Origin of the sequence: Pectobacterium peruviense (genome assembly GCF_002847345.1) — a bacterium.
GTDB classification, from domain to species: domain Bacteria; phylum Pseudomonadota; class Gammaproteobacteria; order Enterobacterales; family Enterobacteriaceae; genus Pectobacterium; species Pectobacterium peruviense.
Genome location: NZ_LXFV01000019.1, coordinates 88321 through 112288, shown reverse-complemented (window position 1 = coordinate 112288; position 23968 = coordinate 88321). Strand labels below are relative to the sequence as shown.

The following is a 23968-nucleotide window of genomic DNA, read 5'->3' as shown; positions in this document are numbered from 1 at the left end:
GCGGATAGCATTGGCAAGTTCTTTACGAGAGGACATGCTTGACTCCAAAAGTTACAGCTTGGCCGCCAGCAGCGCTTCCAGCTTTTGTTGATCGGCGGCGAACAGGCGAATGCCTTCCGCCAGTTTATCGACAGCCATCGCATCCTGATGGTGTTCCCAGCGGAATTCGGCTTCAGACAGCGGTGAAGGGGGATGGAATGCTTCGGTGGACGGTGTCAATTGGCGTTCGACAGGAGCACTGCTGTTTTTCAACTGCTCCAGCAGCGCAGGGGATATCGTCAGGCGATCGCATCCCGCCAGCGCCAGAATCTGTTCCACTTTGCGGAAGCTGGCACCCATGATCACGGTTTGGTAGCGGTGGCGTTTGTAATAATCATAGATATCACGTACAGAAATCACACCGGGATCGCTTTCGGCCTGATAATCGCTGGTGGGTTTTTTTTCCTGATACCAGTCATAAATCCGGCCCACAAACGGCGAGATCAGGAAGACACCCGCTTCCGCGCAGGCACGCGCCTGAGCAAACGAGAAAAGCAGCGTCAGGTTGCAGTTAATCCCTTCTTTTTCCAGCTCTTCAGCCGCGCGAATGCCTTCCCAGGTGGCGGCGAGTTTGATCAGAATACGCGAGCGCGGAATGTCTTTTTCCTGATACATCCCAATAAGTTTACGGGCTTTGGCGACGCACATCCCGCGATCGAACGAGAGGCGGGCATCCACTTCGGTGGAGATGCGGCCGGGAATACTTTTCAGCACTTCTGCGCCGATGTTCACCGCCAGTCGGTCGCTGGCGTTGATGAGCCGCGTTTCCGGGCTACCACCTTGCTGGTTAGCATAGGCAATCGCGTCATCAAAGAGCGGCTGGTATTGGGGCAGGGTGGCAGCTTTCAAAATCAGAGACGGATTCGTGGTGGCATCTTGTGGTGAAAATTGGCGAATGGAGTCGATATCGCCGCTATCGGCGACCACTACGGTAAACTGCTTAAGGGCTTCTAATTGATTCATGATTGAGCTCCTTGATGTAAATAGAGAAATGGCATGCGCAAAACAGAGCTAACACACTGCACCATGAGGTCGTGGAATAACATGCGCTTTTTCCGATTGCTGCGGTTGGGCTCTCTCGACTGAACACTATTTTGCTGCACGGAAAGTCGACTGAACGAACAGTAAGACGGACGGCCAGTCAGTCTGGGGATAACTGCGGGCCGTCAGAGAGGATTACTGGTGTTTTTCCTGATGTTCGTAGTAGCCGATTTTCTCGACTTTAGGCGCGGATCCGCCACCTTCAAACTCGGCATCCAGCCAGGCGCCAATAATCTCTTTTGCCAGTTCGGGACCGATAACCCGCGCACCCAGTGCGATGACCTGCGCATCGTTACTTTTTCTGGCTCGCTGAGCGGAATAGGTGTCATGGCACTGAGCGGCACGAATGCCGTTGACCTTGTTAGCCACGATGCACATGCCGATCCCGGTGCCGCACAACAGGATCCCACGCTGGTGCTTACCGTCTTTAATCGCGTGCGCCAGCGTGTAGGCAACATCGGGGTAGATCGGATTTTCCCCGCTGGGATCGTAGCTGTAGTCGGTCACTGTCAGCCCTTTCTGCTGTAAATAATCAGTAATCGTGTTTTTCAGATCAATCGCGGCGCTGTCTGCACCAATTGCAATCGAGAGCATATCTATCTCCTGCCTGGCTGAGGGTCAAAGTGAGCCTGATATGTCGCTTTCGTTAGGTTGTTTATAAAAGCATTAATAAACAGAAGCTAACGAGAATCTCCCTGCCTGATTCCGTACATTTCCGGCCTTTTCATGGCTAAACATATACCGCTTCTTTCAAATGTTCAATGTGTGATTATTTGTTTTTTGTTTTGTCAGGGAAGATAAGGCGGTAAAAAGAGTGATCCTGGTCGCTTTTACACCTTTTATGGCGGTATTTTACCTTTTTGATACATATTTAGATCATGCTCACAAATTTTAAACAGAGAGATAGGCAAAAGATTGGGGCGAATATATCGTTCATATGTTCATTGTGTGTATTAATGATCTAAATCTTTTAGAGGACATAACAATGTGTCAGACCTGTATGCAAACCATAAAAAAGACAACAAATAACAAAGGTCACACCGGGTATCGAATGACGAAAGAGGATGAAATGCAGGAACAGCCTGGCGTAGAGGCAATGACAGGGAAGGGATTGGCTATCGGTAGTAAGGGGGCTGTATGAGTAAAGTATCGGCTACTGCAACGGCGGGACAATCTGCCACAAACCCGTCCACCACAAAACCATCTGCTGTAGAACAATCGGCCATTCGCAAGATCTCCTGGCGTTTGGTGCCTTTCGTCGGCTTGATGTTCTTCATTAACTTCCTCGATCGTACGGCCATTTCGTTTGCGGGCCCGAATGGCATGAATGCCGATCTTGCGCTAACCGTCGCACAGTTCGGGCTAGCTTCTGGCATTTTCTTCATTGGTTATATTCTGCTGGAAGTCCCTAGCAATCTGGCGCTGCACCGCTTCGGCGCACGCAAGTGGCTATCACGCATTATGGTGTCGTGGGGCATCGTGTCACTGCTGTTTACTTGGGTAAGCAGTCTTGAAGGGTTGTATATCCTACGTTTCCTGTTGGGGATTGCAGAGGCGGGGTTCTTCCCCGGGGCGATCTTGTTCCTCAGTATGTGGGTGCCTGCCCGCTATCGCAGCAGAATCCTGTCATTATTCTATCTGGCACAACCCCTGACGGTGGTACTCGGTGCGCCACTGGCTGCCTGGCTGATTGAGCAGCATGGCCTGTTCGGACTGTCCGGTTGGCGGGTGATGTTCCTCGGTGTCTCTATTCCAGCCATTATCGTCGGTATCATTACCTGGTTCTATCTGGTGGATCGTCCGGCTGATGCCAAGTGGCTTAACGCCGATGAGAAACGCTGGCTGGTTAGCGAGCTGGAAAGCGAACATGCCACCAAAAACCACAGCAAACACCCTAGCGTGACGACTGTGATGTTCAACAAACGCGTCTGGGTATTGTGCCTGATTTACTTCGGTTTTATTTACGGCCTCTACGCGCTGGCGTTCTTCCTGCCCACCATTATCGCGGGTTTCCAACAGCAGTTCGGCACGACGTTTAATGTCATGGATAAAGGGCTGATTACCGCCATCCCTTACTTGCCAGCGGCCATCGTAATGTATTTCTGGTCGCGTGATGCAACGCGCCGCGGCTGCCGTTCATGGCACATCGCCATCCCAGCCTTGACCGGTGCGATCAGCATTCCGCTGGCGCTGTTTATGGAATCCCCGACGGCGACCATTGCGGTGATCACTGTAACGGCCTGTTCCATCTTTGCCGCGCTACCTAACTTCTGGACATTACCGACCCAGTTCCTGACGGGAGCGTCAGCGGCAGCAGCCATCGCGCTCATCAATACCATTGGCAATGTTGCCGGATTTTCAGCGGGATACATCACCGGTGCGGTGCGGGGCGTAACGGGTACCTACGTGCTGCCCATGATGATTGTTGGCGGGTTGATGCTGCTCTCCGCCGTGTTGATTGTCCTGCTCAGCCGTTCGGACCGGTTATCGAAAGCCGCATCAGCCACACAGGAGCATTGATATGACGTATTTGTTCAACCAACCTTCCGCCTTTGCCCGGGAACTGACCGAAGGATTTGTGGCGGCGCATGCTGACAAAGTGCGTCAGGTACCTGGCGGCGTGGTCAGAAGTACTCGCAGTCGTGAAGGTGGGGTCGCCATTGTGGTCGGGGGTGGCTCCGGCCACTACCCGGCGTTTGCCGGACTGGTCGGTCAGGGGCTGGCGCACGGTGCGGCGATGGGTAACCTGTTTGCATCGCCATCAGCCCAGCAAATCTGCTCCGTCGCCCGAGCGGCACACAATGGCGGTGGCGTGCTGCTGACGTTCGGTAACTATGCGGGCGATGTGCTTCATTTCGGACAGGCCAAGGCACGTCTGAATGCGGAAGGAATTCCGTGTGAGCTGCTGGCGGTTACCGATGATATTTCCAGTGCGTCACTGAACGAATGGCAAAAGCGTCGCGGGGTTGCCGGCGATCTGATGGTCTTCAAGGCGGTCTCTGCAGCGGCGGAAGCGGGCTACGATTTGGCTGCCGTGCTTGAGGTTGCGGAACGTGCCAACCAGCGCACCCGCTCGCTCGGCGTGGCCTTTTCTGGCTGCACCTTGCCGGGCGCGGAACACCCGCTGTTCACCGTTCCTGAAGGAATGATGGCGGTGGGCATGGGGATTCACGGCGAGCCGGGTATTCGTGATGTCCCCATATCAACCGCCGATGAACTGGCTGAGCTGTTGGTCAGTTCACTGTTGAAAGAGGTGCCGCACGATATTGCGACGCTCTCCGGACAGCGGATCAGCGTGGTACTCAACGGCCTCGGTGGCGTGAAATACGAAGAGTTGTTTGTGGTTTATCGCCGCGTTTCACAACTGCTGGTTGAGCAGGGGCTGACGGTGGTTGAACCGGAAGTCGGTGAGCTGGTAACCAGCTTTGACATGGCGGGCTTATCGCTCACGCTGTTCTGGCTGGATGAAGAACTGGAGCGTTTCTGGCGTGCGCCTGCTGATGCACCAGCCTTTCGTAAAGGCAGTATGTCTCCCGCCGAACCGCTGGCTGAGCGCACATTCACGGCAGAACTCGAGGTGATCCCACCCGCTACGGCAGCATCGAAAGCGGCAGCACATTGTGTTGCCGCGGCGTTGAATGCGGCGCGTGACATTGTGTTGGCTAACGTCACCGAGTTGGGCCGTATCGATGCGGTTGCCGGAGATGGCGATCACGGTATTGGCATGGAGCGCGGGGTGATTGCCGCAGCGGAAAAAGCCACGGAGATGCTGGAACGGCAGGCGGGTGCCGGTACGTTATTGCAACGTGCGGCAGATGCTTGGGCCGATCAGGCTGGAGGGACGTCTGGCGCAATCTGGGGCGTTGCGTTAAATGCGCTGGGAACCGTGTTGGGTGATGAACAACGCCCTGACGGTCGCCGTGTGGCAGATGGGGTACGTCAGGCCAAAGAGAGCGTGATGCATTTCGGTAAAGCAAAACCGGGGGATAAAACGCTGGTGGATGCCTTAATCCCCTTTAGTGTGGCACTTACGCAACGAGTAGAAGCGGGAATGAGCTTGCCAGAAGCCTGGCAGCAGGCCGCACAGTGCGCCCAACAGGCGGCTGACGACACGGCACAACTGTTACCCAAAATTGGCCGCGCCCGTCCGCTGGCAGAAAAAAGTCTGGGCACGCCCGATGCGGGGGCGATATCGCTAGCCATGATCCTTGACGCGGTGTCGGCCGTGTTGAACAGCGATACGACGTCGACTTCTTCGCATCAGACGGCGACACAAGCGGAGAGTGAGTGATGAGTTCGCGCAAATTGACGCTGGGCGTCAGCCTGAAAATGTATTTCGGCTATCAGCAGACACTCGACTGGTGCCAGAAAATCCACGAGATAGCCGAACAGCATCCGCTGGCGTCACTACCCTCAGCCCGGCTGTTTGTGCTACCTGCGTTCCCGACGTTAGCTCCCGTGGTGCAGCGGTTTGCTCAGTCTCCCGTTCATGTCGGTGCACAAGATCTTCACTGGGCGGATAACGGTGCTTTCACTGGGGAAGTGAGCGGCACCCTGCTGCACGAAATGGGGTGTCGCTATGTTGAAATCGGGCACGCCGAGCGTCGCCGCTATTTCGGCGAAACGGATGAACATTTCGCGCTGAAAACGGCGGCGGCCTGGCGAAATGGCCTAACGCCGGTGCTGTGTGTCGGCGAGGAACAACGTGGCTCGCCGCAGCAGGCAATCGACACCTGTCATGCCCAATTGGCAGCGGCGCTGAATCTGGCCCAGAAGCAACAACTGACGGGCGATCTGGTGCTGGCCTATGAACCGCAGTGGGCGATTGGTAGCACGGAACCCGCCCCGACGGCGTACATCAGCGAAGTCTGTCAGGCATTAAAACAGCATCTTCCAACACAGGCTGGCGTGCGCGAAGGGCGAATTATTTATGGCGGTAGCGCTGGGCCGGGATTGCTGAGCCAGCTTGGCGATGCTGTTGATGGCCTGTTTCTGGGGCGCTTTGCCCACGATCCGGCTGCGTTTAACGCCATTATGGATGAAGCCTTCACGCTCAGCTCGCAGGCGTAAGAGAGAGGAAATAACCATGGCAATTGGATTAAGTACCTACGCGTTCTTTTGGCGAGCCTCTTCCCGCGTACCAAATCCGCTGGGTTTGGAAGCCATGCTGGAGCAAACGGCAGAGTCTGGTGCGGGCGTTTTTCAGATTTGTGATTACGCGGCGGTGGAAGCTCTTTCGCCTGCTGAATTGGAAAAATTGCGGCAGCGCGCGGTCGATCTCGGTATTCAACTGGAACTGGGAACACGAGGATTGGCCACGGACCACCTGACGCGCTATCTCACGATGGCTCGCGCACTGGATGTCCGTTTTATCCGCACCATGTTTAACAGCGCAACACATAAGCCGACGCAAGATGAGGCGCTTGCTTTGCTGCGTCGCGTGCTGCCTGAGTTTGAGCAGCACAACATCCAACTGGGGTTGGAAACCTACGAACAGGTCAAAACGCGCGACGTGCTGGCGGTAGTTGACGCCATCGACAGCCCGGCGCTGGGTATTTGTCTCGATCCCGGTAACTGTGTTGCCGCGTTGGAATACCCGCATGAGGTGATTGAATTAACCGCCTCACGGGTGGTTAACCTGCACATCAAAGATTTTGCGTTTGCCCGTCAGGAAGGATGGGTGGGCTTTACCTATTCCGGCTGTCTGCTGGGAACTGGCCTTTTGGATTACGACGCGCTTCACCAGATCGTACGCCCGAACGAACGAAATATTAACCAGATCGTCGAGCATTGGCTGCCGTGGCAGGCCAATGCGGAAGAAACGTGCCGTCTGGAAGACGCCTGGACGCGCCATAGCCTGAATTATCTCTACACGCGTAATCCCTATGCGAACCGTTCATCACACATTCTTTGAATATCCCAAATCTGAGGAGTAACAATCATGGCTGCTGAATTGAAAACTATTACCGTACTGGGCGCTGGCGGCAAAATGGGCATGCGTATCTCTGCCAATTTCCAGAAAAGTGACTATCAGGTGTTTTACTGCGAGAACTCGCCACGTGCGCAGGAGCAAGTGGTTGCCGCAGGTAGGGAATTGTCCGTTGCTGAACAGGTGATTCCCGAAAGCGATGTGGTGATTTTAGCGGTGCCGGATATTGCACTGAAAGCGGTCTCCGGGATTGTCGTTCCGCAGATGAAAAGCAATGCAGTGCTGCTGACGCTGGACCCAGCTGCGGCCTACGCCAATCTTATCGCCAAACGTGATGATATCGATTATGCCGTCGCTCATCCGTGCCATCCTTCCGTATTCCTGGATCGCTTCACGCCGGAAGAACATGCCGATGCTTTTGGCGGCGTGGCCGCGCCACAGCACGTTGCCGCTTCTTATGAGACGGGCAGTGACGAGCAGAAAGCCACGTTAGCCCGCGTAGTTAAAGTGATGTATGGCCCGGTGATCGATGTGCACTGGGTGACGGTAAAACAGCTGGCCTATCTGGAACCGACGCTGGTTGAAACCGTAGCCTGTATGGTTGGTACCTTGATGAAAGAAGCGCTGGATGAAACCATCAACACGATTGGCGTGCCGGAAGCGGCGGCGAAAGCCATGCTTTATGGTCACATTCAGATTGCATTGGCCGTGGCTTTCCGCAGCACTAATCCGTTCTCGGATGCGTGTATGATCGCGATTGAATATGGTAAAGAGAACATCATCAAGCCGGATTGGAAGAAGATTTTCGATGAGAAAGAGCTCGATCTGGTGATTGCAAAAATGCTGAAGATCGATGCTATTGAGCGGTAATGTGTCACGTTGCCGGAGTCAGTCTTTTTGTCTGGCTCCGGCGCTTCTGCCTCTGTCCGTTTGCGCCACCATCAGGGATAATCGCGCTGGGCTTGAGCCTCTCCTCCCGGCGTGTAACAATTATTCATTGCGACGGTTTTCATCTGTAGACACAGCGTCTGTATAAACCGATCCCCCTGCGTAAGGAAAATGTGACCAGATGGAAAAACAATCAGGATCTCAGGAAAGCGAACTTCTGACTGAAATCGCCGTCGCTTATTATCAGGACGAAATTACTCAGGAAGAGATCGCCAAGAAATTCGGTATTTCGCGCATCAAAGTCGGGCGTTTGCTGAAACGAGCAAAAGAAGAGGGCATTGTTGAAATTACCGTGCGCTATCATCCGGTATTCAGCACGCGCCTTGAACAGCAGATGCTGGAGCGCTTTTCGATCAAGCGCGCCCTGATTGCATTAGATCATCAGGATGAGGAGGAACAGCGGCGGCAGGTTGCTGCGCTGGTTTCCAATTATCTGGCGCTGTCGTTGAAAGACGATACGGTGGTCGCGGTGGGTCAAGGACGTAATGTGGCGGCGGTCGCCGACCATGTGAGCAACGTGACGGAACGTAACTGTCGCTTTATCTGTGGTATCGGCGGAACACACCGTCCCGGCGATGCGATTAACGCCGACCATATCAGCCGCCGTCTGGCAAAGAAATTTGGTGGCAGCAGCGAAACGCTGTATTCACCCGCCTATGTCGAAAACCGGGCGCTGAAAGAAGCGTTCATGCAGAACGGCACGATTAAAGAAACGCTGGATCGGGCGCGCAAAGCCGATATCGCGCTGGTGGGCATTGGGGATATGAATGAGAACAGCTACATGGTCAAACTTGGCTGGTTCACCCCGCATGAAATTATTGACGCCAGCCTCAATCAGGGCGTGATTGGCGATATCGCTGGGTATGATTTCTTTAACGCGCAGGGCCTGCATGTTGATACGGTGATGAACGAACGGGTGATTGGCGTGAGTATTGAAGAGTTACATAAAATCCCCTGTGTGATTGCGATTGCCTCTGAAAACACTAAAGCCTTAGCGATTCTCGGCGCGCTGCGCACGGGAGCCATCGACATTATCGCCACCAGTGCAGGTAACATTCGTACTATTCTGAATATGACGCAGTAACCTCTCTTTCCCCGTTGCGTGGTGTGTTTACATCACGCGACGATCTTCCCCGAATTCTCTGAATTTCTCCCGATGATCCCGCTCGGCGTATCTGACGCTGACTGTCAGATGAACAAAAAACCGTCAAATAAAATAACTATATTAACCAGCATTGCCCCTCAGTTTTTGCCATCCTCGGTAGTTTAGCCATTGGCAAACACTATACTGGGTACTCTTTACCCTACAGACACAACAAAACCGAAAAGGTACATAAAATGGATGAACAGCTAAAGCAAAGCGCCCTTGATTTCCACCAGTATCCGATTCCCGGCAAAATTCAGGTTTCCCCAACGAAGCCGCTGGCAACGCAGCGCGATCTGGCGCTGGCGTATTCCCCAGGTGTCGCTGCACCCTGTCTGGAAATTGCGGCGGATCCGCTGGCCGCTTACAAATACACCGCGCGCGGCAATCTGGTCGCCGTTATTTCTAACGGAACCGCCGTTCTGGGCCTCGGCAATATCGGTGCACTGGCCGGTAAACCGGTAATGGAAGGCAAGGGCGTTCTGTTTAAAAAATTCTCCGGCATTGATGTTTTCGATATCGAAGTCGACGAGCTGGATCCTGACAAGCTGATCGATGTGATCGCCTCGCTGGAGCCGACGTTCGGCGGTATCAATCTGGAAGACATCAAGGCACCGGAGTGTTTCTACATCGAGAAGAAACTGCGCGAGCGGATGAAGATTCCCGTCTTCCACGACGATCAGCACGGTACTGCGATCATCTGTACCGCCGCCGTTCTGAACGGTCTGCGCGTCGTCGAGAAGAATATTTCCGATGTGCGTCTGGTGGTGTCCGGTGCGGGCGCGGCGTCTATCGCCTGTTTGAACCTGCTGGTGGCGCTGGGTCTTCAGAAGCACAACATCGTGGTGTGTGATTCGCGCGGCGTAATTTTCCACGGCCGTGATGAAAATATGGAAGAAACCAAGGCCGCTTACGCGATTGAAGACAATGGCGCACGCAAGCTGGCTGACGTGATCCCTGATGCGGATATTTTCCTTGGCTGTTCCGGCCCCGGCGTACTGACGCCAGACATGGTGAAAACCATGGCACCACGCCCGTTGATCATGGCGCTGGCTAACCCGGAACCGGAGATTCTGCCGCCGCTGGCGAAAGCAGTACGACCAGATGCGATTATCTGTACTGGCCGTTCAGACTATCCAAATCAGGTGAACAACGTACTGTGCTTCCCGTTCATCTTCCGTGGCGCACTGGATGTCGGCGCCACCACGATTAACGAAGAAATGAAGCTGGCCTGCGTGCACGCGATTGCCGATCTGGCGTTGGCAGAGCAGAGCGAAGTTGTCGCCTCTGCCTACGGCGATCAGGAGCTGTCATTTGGCCCGGATTATCTGATTCCGAAACCGTTCGATCCACGTCTGATCATCAAGATCGCACCAGCGGTGGCGAAAGCGGCGATGGATTCCGGTGTGGCGACGCGTCCGATCGAAGATTTCGATGCCTATGTCGAAAAACTGACTCAGTTCGTCTACAAAACTAACCTGTTCATGAAGCCGGTCTTCGCACAGGCTCGTCAGCAGCCGAAACGCGTGGTATTCGCCGAAGGTGAAGATGCTCGCGTATTGCACGCCACGCAAGAACTGGTGACGCTGGGGCTGGCGTTCCCGATTCTGATTGGTCGTCCGAGCGTCATTGAAATGCGTCTGCAAAAGCTGGGGCTGCAACTGACCATCGGTAAAGATTTCGAAGTGGTTAATAACGAATCCGATCCGCGCTTCAAAGAGTACTGGAGCGAGTATTTCGAACTCATGAAGCGTCGCGGTGTGTCGCAGGAAAAAGCGCAGCGTGCGGTGATCGGTAATCCAACGCTGATTGGTTCGATCATGGTTCACCGTGGTGAAGCGGATGCGCTGATTTGTGGCACGATTGGCACGTATGAAGAGCACTTCGACGTCGTCGAGAAAGTGTTCGGCTACCGCGAGGGCGTACATACGGCGGGGGCGATGAACGCGCTGATGCTGCCGAGCGGCAACACCTTTATCGCCGATACCTACGTCAATGCGGATCCGACACCGGAACAACTGGCGGAAATTACCCTGATGGCGGCAGAAAGCGTACGTCGTTTCGGTATCGAACCGAAAGTCGCGCTGCTGTCTCATTCCAGCTTCGGCACCTCTGATTCTCCGACGGCGCAGAAAATGCGTGCAACGCTGGCGCTGGTCAATAAGCTGGCACCGGAACTGGAAATTGATGGTGAGATGCACGGTGACGCCGCGCTGGTGGAAGCGATCCGCCGCGAGCAAATGCCGGACAGCCCGCTGAAAGGCTCCGCCAACATCCTGATCATGCCGAACATGGAATCTGCGCGTATCAGCTATAACCTGCTGCGCGTGTCGTCTTCAGAAGGTGTGACGGTTGGGCCGGTGCTAATGGGGATCTCGAAACCGGTACATATCCTGACGCCGATTGCTTCGGTACGCCGGATTGTAAACATGGTCGCGCTGGCGGTGGTGGAAGCACAAACTCAACCGCTGTAAGTTATTTCCAGTAATACAGACAAACCCAGTCGATTGTTGGCTGGGTTTTTTATTTACCGCAGTTTATCGACCAAATAATCGCCTAACCAATATGAACCTATGAGGCCAAAAACGCCGGCGGGAAACAACAGGTTATCTGGGAATATAGATACGACGACAACAATAGAAAAAATACAGAGAATAAATGTCAGTATCATGGAAAGAATATCGAATAAAACAGATTTCACAGCTTTCAGCATTGCTTCATCATCCTTAAATTACTTTTCCTTTAACCTCTTACAACTAACACGTCATTTTTAGCAGAGCGTGGATTTTCCCATACGGTGGCATAAGTTAAATCAATGGAATAATTTTCGTTTTATGCCATGATCCCGCCTCGTCTGTAGGAGCCCCTTTTTTCCGGACTCGATAAAAAAACCAACGAGCGAATATCGGCTATGGCAACACGCGCAGTGAAAGAAAATACAGTAGAAAAAAACGGTACAGAAAAACGTCTTCCTTCGCTGTTTGGTGGGGCGATGATTATTGCAGGGACGATTATTGGCGCTGGGATGTTTTCCCTGCCGGTGGTGATGTCGGGCGCCTGGTTTTTTTGGTCATTTGCCGTGTTGGTCTTCACCTGGTTTTGCATGTATCACTCGGGATTAATGATTCTGGAGGCTAACCTTAATTATCCGGCGGGTGCCAGCTTCGATACGTTGACTAAAGATCTGTTGGGTAAGAGTTGGAATGTAATTAACGGCATATCGATTGCCTTTGTCCTCTACATTCTGACCTACGCCTATATCTCTGCGAGTGGTTCAATCATTCACCACACGCTGGCTGAGATGTCGGTCGATTTCTCTGCCCGCGTCGGTGGCTGCCTGTTTGCACTGTTTGTTGCGTTTACCGTATGGCTGAGCACGGCGGCGGTGAGCCGCATGACCGCGTTTTTTCTGGCAGCAAAGGTACTGACCTTTTTCATGACGTTCGGCAGCCTGCTGTGGAATGTGAAGCCCGTTGTTCTACTCAACGTTGCGGAAGAAGCACCCAGCTACCTTCCATATGTGTTGATGACATTGCCATTTTGTCTGGCTTCTTTCGGTTTTCATGGCAACGTTCCCAGTTTGGTGAAGCATTACGGCCACAAGCCACAGGTAATTAAGCGCTGTCTGTTTATTGGCAGCGTACTGGCGCTGGTGATGTATGCCATCTGGTTGATTGGCACTATGGGAAATATTGCCCGTCCTGATTTTATCGGGATTGCAGAGCGGGGCGGCAATATTGATGTTCTGGTACAGACGTTGGGTAGCGTGCTGAACAGTCCTTATCTGGACGTGTTGCTCACTGTCTTTTCCAACTTCGCCGTCGCCTGTTCGTTTCTTGGGGTAACGCTGGGGCTGTTTGACTATCTGGCCGATTTACTGAAGTTTGACGATAGTCGAATCGGAAGAGCTAAAACGGCGCTGGTAACCTTTTTGCCCCCTATCATCGGTGGGCTGGTCTATCCGAACGGTTTTATTTACGCGATTGGGTTTGCTGGGTTAGCCGCCACCGTATGGGCGGTGATTACGCCTGCGCTGCTGGCACTTGCATCGCGTCGCCGCTTCGGTAGCCCGCTGTTTCGTGTTCGTGGCGGTAATGCGATGGTGGCGCTGGTGCTGCTATTTGGTATTGGCACCGCGCTGATACATATTCTTTCTAGCCTCGACTTGCTACCGGTTTATCGCTAGTCGATATAGCCATCCCTGTGACCTGCTAAAGCATAAGAGACAGGATGGCGAGCGTTCCAGATAACGACTCTCAGATAGTTATGGCTTCCGCACCTGCTGCAACCACTTGTCCAGTTCATTAGCAAACTGCTGACGATCCCGCTGGTTCAAGGTGCTGGGGCCACCGGTCTGTATCCCGCTGGCGCGCATGGTGTCCATAAAATCCCGCATGTTCAGCCGTTCCCGAATGGTATCTGGCGTATAGCGCTCGCCGCGCGGATTCAACGCGATGCCACCTTTTTCTATCACTTCTGATGCCAGCGGAATATCGGCGGTGATCACCAGATCGCCTGATTCAACGCGGCGTACAATTTCATTATCGGCGACATCAAAGCCTGCCGCGACGCGCAGCGTGCTAATAAAGCGTGACGGCGGTACTTTTATGGTCTGGTTGGCGACCAGCGTGACCTGCATTTGTGTGCGATCCGCCGCGCGAAATAGCACTTCTTTAATGACGTTAGGACAGGCGTCGGCGTCGACCCAAATCTGCATGACTTATGCTTCCTTGTTGTGCGTATTACTTTCTGCCAGCCAGTCTCTGGCGGGCAGGAAATCTCGATAAAGTGCGGCTTCCGGGCTATCCGGTTCAGGTTGATGCTGGTATTCCCAGCGTGCCAGCGGCGGCATCGACATCAAAATGGACTCGGTGCGTCCGCCGCTTTGCAGGCCAAACAGCGTACCGCGATCCCAAATCAGGTTAAATTCCACATAGCGGCCACGACGATAGAGCTGGAATTCGCGCTCGCGCTCTCCCCACGGCAGATCTTTACGCCGCTCGACGATGGGTAGATAGCCATCGATAAATCCATTACCGACAGCGCGAATGAAAGCAAAACTAGTGGCAAAATCCGGCTCGTTCAGATCGTCAAAAAAGAGCCCGCCGATACCGCGAGCTTCATTCCGGTGTTTGAGGAAGAAGTAATCGTCGCACCACTTTTTGTAGCGTGGATACACATCGTCACCGAACGGCCGGCACAGGTCGTGGGCGGTCTGGTGCCAGTGCACTGCGTCTTCTTTAAAACCATAATAGGGCGTGAGATCGAACCCGCCGCCAAACCACCAAACTGGTTCTTCTCCCGGTTTCTCGGCGACGAACAAGCGTACGTTGGCGTGGCTGGTGGGAATGTAGGGACTTAGCGGATGAATTACCAGCGACACGCCCATCGCCTGAAAGCTACGACCTGCCAGATCGGGGCGATGCGTGCTGGCAGAAGGGGGCAATGACTTGCCGGTCACGTGGGAAAAGTTTACGCCAGCGCGTTCAAAGATACGTCCGCCCGACAGCACGCGACTGCATCCACCGCCGCCTTCGGCACGTTGCCATTCATCCTCGGCGAAATCGGCTCCGCCATCGATCTCCGCAAGCTGCTGACAGATATCTTTCTGTAAGCTAAGCAAAAAATGTTTTACCGCGTTGATGTCAGACATAGTGGGGATCTCGTTTCCATAGCGATGGTGGCACAGTAATAAGGCGGGCAGTATACCATCAATAAAATCGATCCCCGGTCACCCGTCGTGTGATTCCTGATAGCGGCGCGCAATTTTGGATTGCGTCTGATAAAAATCACGCGATAATCACGATTTACCTTATTGCAAAATGGCGACTGTGATGGAAATCCGCATATTCAGGCAGGATGACTTTGAAGCCGTGATCACCCTCTGGGAACGCTGTGATTTGCTGCGCCCGTGGAACGATCCTGAAATGGACATCGAACGTAAGCTCAATCACGATCCCGATCTGTTTCTGGTCGCAGAGGTGAACGGTGAAATCGTGGGATCGGTAATGGGTGGTTACGACGGCCACCGCGGTTCGGCGTATTATCTGGGCGTGCATCCTGATTTTCGCGGACGCGGCATTGCGAATGCGTTGATTAGCCGATTGGAGAAAAAGCTGATTGCCCGCGGTTGTCCGAAGATCCACCTGATGGTGCGTGAAGACAACGACGCCGTGATCGGCATGTATGAAAAACTCGAGTATGAGACCGTCGATTGCATCACGCTAGGAAAGCGTCTGATTGAAGATCGGGAATATTGAGCGTTATCTCACTGACGCTAAACCGCTATTCCCGTACTGTTTTGCCCCCTCTATTTTCCCTTTAAGTAAAAAAGTGTGCCTTCGCCAGCGCACTTTTTTATTTAACCTCAATGCGTTACTTCGACTTGTAATGATATTGCATGCAACGTGTTAGATCTTGTAGATAACAGTTTTCATTTGTAAAACGATTCTCATTTGTATTATTATTTATTAATGTTGCCCGATCGACCTTGACATGTTTTTTGGTGTTTCGATCTTGCTGACATTTTTATCGCCTGGAAGATTGTGATTGCACGACTGACACCAGGAAGTTGACGTTCAAGAGACGGAGTTGGATGGTGAGTCGTGAAAATCTTCATGGGGCTTTATTGGGTGCGAATCGCACCGGCAGCAGCGTATTGCTGGCTCCTCTTACTCATTCCTATTCAACAACAGCGCTAACCCCCGATGTGCCTAACTGGCGCTCGCTGGCCTTTTTTGTTTTGTCCTGCGTGGCGCATGCGGCGCTGGCGGTTTTCTTTTTATTGCACTATTCCCCGAAAGAAAGCATTGAAGAGATGGCGGGAAACGCAGGCGGAAGCATGCAGGTGACGATGATGGCTGCGGCGATGTCACAGGCTGCTGATTCGTCGCCACCCGTAGCCGACCCTCCCGGTGCTCAACCGACTCCCGTCGTGATGCCGATTTTAACGCCATTACCAGAACACCCCAATCCTGTCATTAAACAGCCAGTCATCGAGCGCAAGCCTGTCACCCCTGTTGCGGAAAAGAAACCGCCAGTGCGTGAGAAAAAACAGCCTGAAAAAAAACCGGAAGAGAAACCGAAAGAACAGCAGCAGGCCCGATCGCAGCAGACACAGCAAACACAGCAGGCAGAGAAGAAAAGTGAGTCTCCGGTAGCGACAGCTCAAACCGGTGATGCCCCGTCTCCGATGCCATCTTCTGTTGGCATGCCGGGTAGTGCGTCAACGGCCAAAGTAGGAGAAAGCGAGGGCGGTCAGGCAGCGCGTGGTGCAGGGAAAAGTAATAGCCAAAATTTCAAAGCGCTGCATCGCCGTGTGAATTATCCCTCTCGGGCAAAAGCGCTGGGCGTGGAAGGAAACGTGCGCGTCAAATTCGATATTACCGGTAGCGGGACGGTCACTAACGTACAAATTCTGTCTGAAACGCCAGACGGCGTATTTGGCGATGATGTGATGAAGGACATGGCGCGTTGGCGCTATCGGACAGAGGCACCGGTTGAGAATCAGGTGGTTTCCATCGTTTTCAAACTTAATGGACACATTCAGGTTGACGATTAGTCGTAAGCATTACATGCAGTACATACAACAATAATTTTATTTCTTAATAATTGGATTCATTGGGGATTTTGAATAAATGAATAAGAACGTCTATTTAATGATGCTACTGTCATTATTATCAGGGCCTGCACTCGCACAGCAAAACGACACCTCTGCCGATGAAAATCAGCAGAAAAAAAATGCAGAAAGCGAAGAAGAACAGCAGGGTGATTCCTCTTCGGGAAATAGTGAAGATACCATTTTAGTTCGCTCAACCCCGACCAGCCAGTCGATGGGGACGCAGATCATTAATGCTGAGCAGATTAAAAAGATGCCGACCGGAAATGGCTCGGTGCCGGAGTTATTAAAGAATAACCCAGCTGTGCAGTTCTCGAACACAGCGAATAGCAGCAATATTCCGGGGGAACTCGCACCAGAAAACGTCTCGTTCCACGGCGAGAAATTTTACAACAATAACTTTATGATCGATGGGTTATCGAACAATAGTAATATCAATCCAGGGGCCAATAAAGGTCAGCTAGATACTGATCCTGATGGTTACAACCCGACTGATTTACCTGCGGGTGGCACGCAATCGTTCTGGATTAACTCGGAGCTGATTGAATCGCTGGAAGTGTTTGACAGTAACATCTCCGCTAAGTACGGTGATTTTACCGGCGGTGTGGTAGATGCCAAGCTCATGGATCCCAAGCTGGATAAAGCATCCGGCAAGATCTCTTATCGCACCTCGCGTGACAGTTGGACCAGTTATCATGTCGATGAGGGTATTAGCGACGAATTTTATTCAGGTACTAACCTTTACTACCAGCCGAAATTTAAGAAGCAGTTTTATTCAGCCAGTTTTAACCAACCGTTGAGCGATAAAGCGGGCTTTATTTTTGCCTATAACCGCCAGCAGTCAGATATTCCCTATTATCAGCAGTATTTGCAGACGTGGGAAGATCAGGAGCGGATGAGTGAAACCTACCTGTTAAAAGGTACCTATCTGACGGATAACGGCGATATTGTCCGCATGACGGGTATGTATTCCCCGCATGAATCTAAATATTATAAAAAGAATATAAAGAACGGTGCATTTACCAATACTGGTGGCGGCTATCGCTTCAATATGGAGTGGGATCACAATGCCACTTGGGGGAAAGTGACCAGCTTGGCTGGATACCAGTTTGAACAGAACAAGATTGAACATGAGTCTAATGAATTTATTACTTGGATCCACAATGCGCCTTCGTTAGGTTTTATCTCTCCGTCACTGGATTGGCAATCATCAAGCAGGACTTCACAGATTGGCGGTTATGGCACATTTGCCACAGAAAAAAACACCACTACATTCAAGCAGGATTACGAACTTAACCCCGCCTTCTTGCTGGGGATGACCCATCAGGTCGATTTCGGCTGGCAGGCTGACTTTGCTAGTGCACAATATCGCCGTTTTCAGGATGCCTATACGAGTAATGCTGTGGCTCGGGCGACTAATGTCAATCCCAACGTTGTGTGCCTACCCGGTGATTCAATGTGTATTCCCGGTGAGCAATTTGCAGGCACCCGTACACTCTTTTCTGCCCGCTCCGTGCAGACCAGTTATAGCAGCTATGCCGCCTATCTGCAGGATAGTATGAGCTACGGTCGTCTTGAAGTTACCCCTGGTGTGCGTGTTACTTACGACGACTTTCTGCAAAATCTGAATGTTGCCCCTCGTTTCGCCGCCTCTTATGATGTCTTCGGCGATCGTTCAACGCGTTTGTTCGGCGGAGCCAACCGCTATTATGGTACTAATATTCTGTCCTATAAATTGCGTCAGGGTATTGGCTCGAGTGTCCAGCAAAATCGCACGTCATCGACTACGCCGTGGACATCCAACCCAGCGAGAATAACGGGCAACAACTATGATGTTTCTGATTTAAAAACACCTTATAGCGATGAAGTGACGCTGGGGTTATCACAGCGCGTGATGAATACCGTGTGGACAGCTAAGTGGGTCAACCGTCAGGGCAAAGATCAGTTTGGTGCTGAATCGATGACCGTTGCTGGGCAACGTTATCGTGTAATGAATAATAACGGCCAGACAGAAGGAAATACATTTTCTCTGGAAGTACAGCCAATTAGTCCGCATCGCTTTAGCTTTGCTGAAGTGAACTGGACATTAGGTGCCGGTATTGCGAAAAATAAAACTAATTCGATTTTTTACTACGATGATCTGAATAATGACGAACAGCGGGTGATTGTTGACGGTCAACTGATGTACAGGGGCGAGATGGATGCGATGGACTTCAATACCCCCTGGACTGCCTTCCTGAATGTGGATACTTACTTCCCGGCGATTCGTGTCAACTGGGGACAGCGCGTGGGTTATACCTCCGGCTACAAAGGCTATATGACTGCTGCATCACAGACGGTGTGCCCAGGAGGTAGTCCTGCATGTAACGCGGATCCTGGCTTTTCAGGGAGTGTTGCGGAACATGTTTCAACTAAATACAGCGACTTTATCTCCTACGACTGGCGTTTATCCTATTCGCAGCCTGTCTACAAAAATCAAACGCTGGACATCACGCTGGACGTGCTGAATGTGCTCGATAATGTGGTAGAAACGAGTCAGAAATCGAGTTTCAATAGCAAAATTGTCACCTACAAACCCGGCCGTCAGTTCTGGCTTGGCGTCGCTTACACCTGGTAAATCCTATGCCCCGTCATACGTCACATGCTGACGTATGACGGGGCATTTTGCATTGATGCACTCAAAAATTGCCTTACAGGCAAATATAAAAACGAAAAGGTTGTTATGAACTGGAAGAAATGTTGCTGGTTATCGCTAACGGCTGTCAGCCTGTTAGCGGGAAGCGTGGTAAGCCAGGCCGAAGAAATAAAAAGCCCGTTGCCAGCCATTAAAGAAGGCACGCTGGCGAATGGATTTCGTTACACCCTCGTGCCGCTGGAAGGGACGAAGACGCGGGTGGATGTTCGCCTGATTGTTGATGTTGGTTCGATTGATGAGAAAGACAATGAATCCGGCGTGGCGCACATGGTGGAGCACATGGTGTTCCGCGCCAGCGATGCGTTTCCTCAAGGTGTGAGTACGGAGCTGCATAAACAAGGCTGGGGACGCGGACAGAGCTATAACGCTGTGACCAACTACGAACGCACCATGTATATGATGAGCCCGCCGAAAGGCAATCTCGATCTGGGCGTGACGCTACAGGCGTTGAGCCAGATGACGGGCCATGCAAAGCTGTTGCAAAGCGATCTCGACGATGAGCGCAAAATCATTCTGGAAGAGTGGCGTGGCAAGCTGGGTGTAGCAGAGCGCATGAACCAGCAGCGCGTACAGGCGATTCGCCATGACTCCCGTTATCCTTCTCGCCCTGTGATTGGCACGGAACAGTCGATTAATGACACGCCAGCTAGCGTGCTACAGGATTTCTATCAGCGCTGGTATCACCCGTCGAATATGCGTTTGATGATTATTGGTGATATCACGCCTGCGGATGCGGAGCGTGAAATTCAACGCTATTTCGCAGCGCTGCCCAATGTCGCGGTGCCTGTACGTGATTACTACGAGCCGTTACTGAAGCCGCGGCTTAACGTGGCGCGTTTGCAGGATAGCCAAAGCGGCAGCAGCCAGGTGTCATTTGTTTACCGTTTCAATGATAAAGACGCATTCGGCCAATCAGATTACCGTCACCGTTTACTGACGCAAATCACCATGTCTGCGGTCACGCGTCAGATTCGTCGACAACAAGCGGAACTACCGCAAGACGCCAGTAGTCTGGTAGTGCGTAAATCGGATATCGGTAAAACTACCGCCGCACTGGGCTTTTTCGCGAACGTGATGCCAGGTGGCCATGACGCTGCGATTTCTGCGGTATTGAAAGAAATTGAGCGGCTAAAACGCTATCCGTTAAACGCGCAGGACATGACGGAGATCACCTCCGACATTCGTGAGGTCGCGCAGCGTATGAGCGTTACTCCTGAAACTCGCGAGTTCGCGGATTGGGTTCAGCAGTTGACCATCGTATGGCAACAGGACCGCCCTTATGTTGGTAGCCAGCAGCGTGGTAAAGATGCGCTGGAAGCGTTGGATACCATCACGGCGGAAGATGTGAATCGCCATTTGCAACGCTGGTTAGCGTCACCAGATACTCTGGTGCAGTTTAGCGTGCCGGGCGCGACGCCTTTCACGCTGCCTAAGTCGGATGCGATTATCAAATTACAGAAGCAATGGGCGGTGGCGACACTGACACCGTTGCAGGTGGAAAAAGAGAAAGTCATCCCTGAACTTCCTGCTGTGACACAAAGCGGAAAACGTACTGCGGTGAAGACCTTTGCCGCACAAAAAGTCGAACAGTGGCAGTTGAGTAATGGCGACCGTGTGGTATGGCTGCGTGCGCCGGAAGCGGGTAAAAAAATCTGGCTGACTGCCGTCAGTCAAGCAGGGTTCATGGCAACTTCGCTGAACCCATGGCAGGCACAGTTGGCGAGTCAACTGGTCAATCAAAGCGGCCCCGCGACGTGGAGTGGTGAAGCGTTAAGTAACTGGAAAAAAGAAAAAACGCTGTCGCTGAGCATCGATCAGGAAGCGGAACAACTGACGTTGAGTGGAACCGCACCAACGGAACAGTTAGCAAATCTGCTGGGGTTATACCGTGAGCTGAATGTGGCGCCGGGCATCGATCCTGATGTGATGAAAGAGAGCATGATGAGTCTGGCGCGTCAGAAGGCCAATGACGATCAGTCCGTCGGTGGAAAACGTGCTAGCGAAATGACTAAACTGCGCTTTGGTGAACCCGCCTGGCAGCAGCCTGAAATTGCAGAACTGAAGAAAATATCTGCGCCAGCATTACTGTCACAGTGGCATAAAGCCGCTTCTGCGCCGGTGACGTACTATTTGATCGCGGATATGCCTGCTGCACAGTTGTTGCCACCGGTTGAACGCTATCTCGCGACCATTCCTCGTCAGCCTGCCAGCGAGGTAAAACAGCATCTGGCACTGTCGGGCAAACGTGAAGCAACCTCTGCCATCAATATCGAACCGCGTGCCGATATCCTGACCTGGAGCTTCACGCCACATGCGTGGACGCCGCAGGCAGCGGTGCAGGTGAGCATTGCCCGTAACATTGCGAGTAAATATCTCAAGACGAGCCTGCGTGATGACGCTCTGGGTATTTACCGTATGCGTGTCGATAGCGAGCTCGAAGATAAAAAACAGCGTATTGAGACGGAAGTGAGCTTCACCAGTGCGCCTGAACGTGCGCAAGAATTGTGGAAACTGGCTGAGCAAGCCTTCGCTGAACTGCCGACGAAGATTACTCAGCAGGATGTGGATGAGCAGAAAGCACAGTTCATCCGTGCTGAAAAAGGGCGTCAGAGCGATCTCATGACGATACAGCGCCGCCTGCTGCTGAGCTATCGCCACTACAACGATCCGCGTTATCTGAGCAGTGTCTCTACGCTGGCAGACAGCATCACGCTGGAAAGCGTACGCGCGATGTCAGCGAAGCTGTATAACCCGGATAACCGCGTGCTTTACATCACCTTGCCGCAAGAGGTGAAAGAGTGAAGAAGGTTATGGCACAGTTTGTCGATCTGTGCCGTCCCTTCTGGGGCGGTAAACGAAGCTGGCAGGCTTGGTTGCTCTTGTTCATTGCTATCGGGATGGGCGGAATGATCGTCTATCTCAACGTGTTGTTAAACGAGTGGAGCAAATCCTTCTATGATGCGTTAGGCGCATTCGACAGCAGTTTGCTGCTTTCCCTGATGAAGGATTACGGTATTTACATCCTGATCTATATCGGGGTGATCGTGTATCAGGAATGGTTTACCAAACTGCTGATTATCCGCTGGCGCAGTGCATTAACCGCAGAGCTGGTGGATAGCTGGCTGGCGAAGCGGGCATTTTACCGCATGTCAGTTGCGGGCAAGATTGATAACCCAGATCAGCGTATCGCCGAAGATATCAACCTGTTCGTCGACAAAGCTGTTAGCCTCGTTGTCGAGTTTTTGATCGTGACGGCACGTTTGTTCTCTTTTGTCGTTATCCTGTGGGGGTTATCGGGCGTTCAGCGCTTTACCCTGTTCGGTGAAGAGTGGGTAATCAAAGGTTATCTGGTCTGGATCGCAATTCTGTATACGTTGATCGGCAGCCTGATCACGCATGTGGTTGGAAAGCGCCTGCATGATATTAATTACGAGAAGCAAAAGGCGGAGGCCGATTTCCGTGCTGCTTTGCTGCGTAAGCATGATAACGCGGAACAAATCGCGCTGTACGGCGGTGAGGCGCAAGAGAAGCGTCACCTTCAGCGTCATTTCTCGTCCATCGTGTCGAACTGGCGGCGTTTTATGAGTGCCGAGCGTAATTTGGGCTTTTTCACCACGGGCTACATGCGTGTGAGCCTGATTGTGCCTGTCTTTGTTGCCATGCCTGCTTTCCTGAGTAAGACGGTAACGCTGGGCGGACTGATGCAGATCCGTGGGGCGTTTGCTCAGGTACACGGTGCACTCAGTTGGTTTATCCATAAATACAAGGAATTGGTGATTCTGTCCGCCAGTATGGCGCGTCTGAGCCAGTTTAAGGAAGAAATCAAACGTCATCAGTCTGAGCAGACCGATGCACCAGTAGGGCAGGATTTACGTATTGAGCAACTCTCCTTGGCTACCCCGCAAGGTTCTCCGCTGTTGCAAAATGTGGATCTGAGTTGTGACGTAGGTAGCTGGAGTAAACTTTCTGGCCGCAGCGGGCTGGGGAAATCAACGTTGCTGCGTACGTTAAACGGTCTGTGGCCGTATTACGATGGCCGCTGGCAGTCGCTTGAAGGTCATAGCTTACTGTTACCGCAGCAAAGCTATTTGGGGCAGGGGGCGCTGGCAGAGATTCTCTGCTACCCGCATCCACCGCTGGCCGATAGCGAGATGCTGCGTCAGACGCTGGATAGTGTCGGGCTGGGTGCATGGCGCGATCGGTTGGATGAGCAATTAAACTGGGATCGGGTATTCTCCGGTGGCGAACGGCAGCGTATTGCCTTTGCCCGTGCGTTGATTGCCAAACCTGACACGCTCTATCTGGACGAAGCTACCAGCAATTTGGATCATGACTCTGCCAGACAACTTCTGGCGCTGGTCAAACTGGCATTGCCGATGTGCACCGTGGTGGCAATTACGCACCAGACGGAGCTGGACGATCTGTTCCCGCATCGTTATGACTTAACGGATTTTGCCTCACAGCGTAGTTAATGTTGTCCGCTGGCCTTCCGACCCTCGGGAGGCCAGCAGTTCTGGTAGGTTTCTTCCCATATGCCCCCTATAATCCTCTGCA

At 52.5% G+C, this 23968-nt stretch carries 17 protein-coding genes; 13 read left to right on the top strand and 4 right to left on the bottom strand.

Features of this window, described 5'->3' with window-relative positions; all coding sequences use genetic code 11:
- Nucleotides 1-51 precede the first annotated feature (51 nt).
- Together tal and rpiB are read right to left on the bottom strand one after the other, a co-directional pair.
- The gene (gene tal / locus A0G03_RS15020; RefSeq protein ID WP_048258869.1) at nt 52-1002 is read right to left on the bottom strand and encodes a transaldolase; all 951 of its coding nucleotides are present in this window, start codon (nt 1000-1002) and stop codon (nt 52-54) included.
- A gap of 213 nt (nt 1003-1215) precedes the next feature.
- Nucleotides 1216-1674, bottom strand: a complete 459-nt coding sequence (gene rpiB, locus A0G03_RS15015) for a ribose 5-phosphate isomerase B (protein ID WP_048258870.1) — start codon at nt 1672-1674, stop codon at nt 1216-1218.
- A 543-nt stretch (nt 1675-2217) separates the two neighbouring features.
- Between rpiB and A0G03_RS15005 the strand changes: the two genes are divergently transcribed.
- The 8 genes from A0G03_RS15005 to mtr all read left to right on the top strand — a co-directional run bounded on the left by A0G03_RS15005 (nt 2218) and on the right by mtr (nt 13287).
- Nucleotides 2218-3600: an MFS transporter gene (locus A0G03_RS15005; RefSeq protein WP_048258872.1), complete on the top strand. Its 1383-nt coding sequence runs from the start codon at nt 2218-2220 to the stop codon at nt 3598-3600.
- 1 nt (nt 3601) lies between these two features.
- On the top strand, nt 3602-5371 hold the full coding sequence (gene lerK / locus A0G03_RS15000) for an L-erythrulose kinase (RefSeq protein WP_048258873.1): 1770 nt from the start codon (nt 3602-3604) through the stop codon (nt 5369-5371).
- Nucleotides 5371-6150 carry an L-erythrulose-1-phosphate isomerase gene (lerI, locus tag A0G03_RS14995; RefSeq protein WP_048258874.1) on the top strand — a complete coding sequence of 260 codons (780 nt, stop codon included), beginning with the start codon at nt 5371-5373 and terminating at the stop codon, nt 6148-6150. Before lerK ends, lerI begins: the two co-directional genes overlap by 1 nt.
- A gap of 16 nt (nt 6151-6166) precedes the next feature.
- On the top strand, nt 6167-6994 hold the full coding sequence (locus A0G03_RS14990) for a sugar phosphate isomerase/epimerase family protein (RefSeq protein ID WP_048258875.1): 828 nt from the start codon (nt 6167-6169) through the stop codon (nt 6992-6994).
- A gap of 27 nt (nt 6995-7021) precedes the next feature.
- On the top strand, nt 7022-7879 hold the full coding sequence (locus A0G03_RS14985) for a phosphogluconate dehydrogenase C-terminal domain-containing protein (protein WP_048258876.1): 858 nt from the start codon (nt 7022-7024) through the stop codon (nt 7877-7879).
- A 199-nt stretch (nt 7880-8078) separates the two neighbouring features.
- A complete protein-coding gene (locus tag A0G03_RS14980) occupies nt 8079-9041 on the top strand; it encodes a sugar-binding transcriptional regulator (RefSeq protein ID WP_039472020.1) in 963 nt (320 codons plus the stop codon).
- 254 nt (nt 9042-9295) lie between these two features.
- Nucleotides 9296-11575, top strand: coding sequence for an NADP-dependent oxaloacetate-decarboxylating malate dehydrogenase (gene maeB, locus A0G03_RS14975; RefSeq protein WP_039290262.1), 2280 nt, complete (start codon nt 9296-9298; stop codon nt 11573-11575).
- A 437-nt stretch (nt 11576-12012) separates the two neighbouring features.
- The gene (gene mtr, locus A0G03_RS14965; RefSeq protein WP_048258878.1) at nt 12013-13287 is read left to right on the top strand and encodes a tryptophan permease; all 1275 of its coding nucleotides are present in this window, start codon (nt 12013-12015) and stop codon (nt 13285-13287) included.
- A 78-nt stretch (nt 13288-13365) separates the two neighbouring features.
- Here mtr and A0G03_RS14960 read toward each other — a convergent pair whose 3' ends face one another.
- Nucleotides 13366-13818, bottom strand: a complete 453-nt coding sequence (locus A0G03_RS14960) for a YaiI/YqxD family protein (RefSeq protein WP_048258879.1) — start codon at nt 13816-13818, stop codon at nt 13366-13368.
- A 3-nt stretch (nt 13819-13821) separates the two neighbouring features.
- A complete protein-coding gene (gene hemF / locus A0G03_RS14955) occupies nt 13822-14754 on the bottom strand; it encodes an oxygen-dependent coproporphyrinogen oxidase (RefSeq protein ID WP_048258880.1) in 933 nt (310 codons plus the stop codon).
- 181 nt (nt 14755-14935) lie between these two features.
- Between hemF and A0G03_RS14950 the strand changes: the two genes are divergently transcribed.
- From A0G03_RS14950 to A0G03_RS14930, 5 genes are all read left to right on the top strand, one after another.
- Nucleotides 14936-15361 (top strand): GNAT family acetyltransferase, encoded by a 426-nt coding sequence (locus tag A0G03_RS14950; RefSeq protein WP_011092478.1) that lies wholly within the window; start codon nt 14936-14938, stop codon nt 15359-15361.
- Nucleotides 15362-15696: 335 nt separating this feature from the next.
- Nucleotides 15697-16662, top strand: a complete 966-nt coding sequence (locus A0G03_RS14945; protein ID WP_223250530.1) for a TonB family protein — start codon at nt 15697-15699, stop codon at nt 16660-16662.
- A 76-nt stretch (nt 16663-16738) separates the two neighbouring features.
- Nucleotides 16739-19336 (top strand): TonB-dependent receptor plug domain-containing protein, encoded by a 2598-nt coding sequence (locus A0G03_RS14940; protein ID WP_048258881.1) that lies wholly within the window; start codon nt 16739-16741, stop codon nt 19334-19336.
- A 105-nt stretch (nt 19337-19441) separates the two neighbouring features.
- The gene (locus tag A0G03_RS14935) at nt 19442-22216 is read left to right on the top strand and encodes a M16 family metallopeptidase (protein ID WP_048259008.1); all 2775 of its coding nucleotides are present in this window, start codon (nt 19442-19444) and stop codon (nt 22214-22216) included.
- Nucleotides 22213-23886, top strand: coding sequence for an ABC transporter ATP-binding protein/permease (locus A0G03_RS14930; RefSeq protein ID WP_048258882.1), 1674 nt, complete (start codon nt 22213-22215; stop codon nt 23884-23886). Before A0G03_RS14935 ends, A0G03_RS14930 begins: the two co-directional genes overlap by 4 nt.
- The last annotated feature ends 82 nt before the right edge of the window (nt 23887-23968 follow it).